At 61.1% G+C, this 1,366-nt stretch carries 1 protein-coding gene; it reads right to left on the reverse strand.

Features of this window, described 5'->3' with window-relative positions; all coding sequences use genetic code 11:
• Positions 1 to 37: 37 nt before the first annotated feature.
• A protein-coding gene (locus tag FG94_RS03650; RefSeq protein WP_229413060.1) for an IS3 family transposase occupies positions 38 to 1,296 on the reverse strand; the annotation gives its coding sequence in 2 pieces (ribosomal slippage) (positions 38 to 966 and positions 966 to 1,296; 1,260 coding nt in all).
• Positions 1,297 to 1,366: the final 70 nt, after the last annotated feature.

Here is a 1,366-nt window from a genome sequence, read left to right on the forward strand (position 1 = left end):
TGATCTTGCCCCGCTTTTCCCGGACACAGCCTGATGCTTAGTTAGCGTCAGTTTCCAGAGCCTGACGGCGTCGCTCTTTCCTAAACATCCGCGGCGATTTGTAGCCGAGCGCTGAATGCGGATGCACCTCGTTGAAATGCTTGAATGCGTCGGGCAACTGAGTCAGCACGACAGCGCCGCTGCTGCGGTCCATGCCGCCGACGTAATCTCGTTTAAACGTGTTCACGAAGCTCTCTGCCATGCCGTTCGACTGCGGGCTGTTCACTGGCGTATGCACCGGCCTGATGCCCAGTTGATGGGCCAAAGCGTGCGTTTCGATAGCCCGGAAAGCGCCGCCATTGTCGCTCAAGAATTCCACTGTGATCGCCCGCTCGTCGGTGCTGCCGAAACGTGCTTCCACGGCCTCAATCATCATGTCGCGCACCGGCTCACCGGGCAGGCCACGTCCGATCCAGGCACGCCAGGCGATAATCTCGCGGTCGCAGCAGTCCTTCATGAACACGCCAGTCACCACCTCGCCGTTGTCGCAGGCGATCTCGAAGCCATCCGAGCACCAGCGCTGGTTCGATTCTTCGACCATCACTTTGCCGTCGTGAGGGCGGCCGCTGTCACTACGCCTAGGCGATTTCGGCAGCAGCAAACCCTGCTCCTTCATCACGCGGTACATGCGCTTGTGGTTCACTGGACGCAGGCCCATCAGGCTTCGCGTACGGTTCACCAGGGCGCCAGCACGACGGTAGCCATAGGTCGGCAGCGCCGTGATCTCGGCGCGTACCGCGTCGGCAATCATCGCGTCGGCGACCGGGTCGAGCCTGGCCACAGTGCGCTTGTCGACCCAGTCCGCGGGTCGGGCAAGGAGGTCAATCACGTGCGAGCGCGCTACACCAAGGACAACGCAGACAGGCTTTACTGCCCGTCCTTGTCCAATAAGGGTGAGCGCGCAATCCACTTTTTTTCGCGAGCCAGCTCGACCGCTTCGCGCAGGATCTCCGCCTCCATCGTCTTCTTGCCCAGCATGCGCTGCAGTTGCGCGATCTGGGCGCGCGCCGCCGCCAACTCACTCGCCGGCACGACCGATTCACCTGATTGCACCGCCACCAGGGCGCCTTCCCGCTCGAGCTTGCGCCAGTTGAACAGCTGGCTGGCACTGATGCCGTGCTTGCGGGCCACCAGCGACACGCTCATGCCTGGCTCGTACGTTTCCTTGACCAGCGCAGCCTTTTCCTGCACTGACCAGCGCCGGCGTCGCTCTTCGGACACCGTCACGACTTCGATGGTTTGGTTGTTTCTAGTCATACTCACAGTCTTATTCCTATCCGTAAGGATACAGCATCGACTGTGTCTGGTACTTCAAGGGGCTATCTCA

This window comes from Massilia sp. LC238 (assembly GCF_000735635.1).
Classification (GTDB): Bacteria; Pseudomonadota; Gammaproteobacteria; order Burkholderiales; family Burkholderiaceae_D; genus Telluria; species Telluria varians.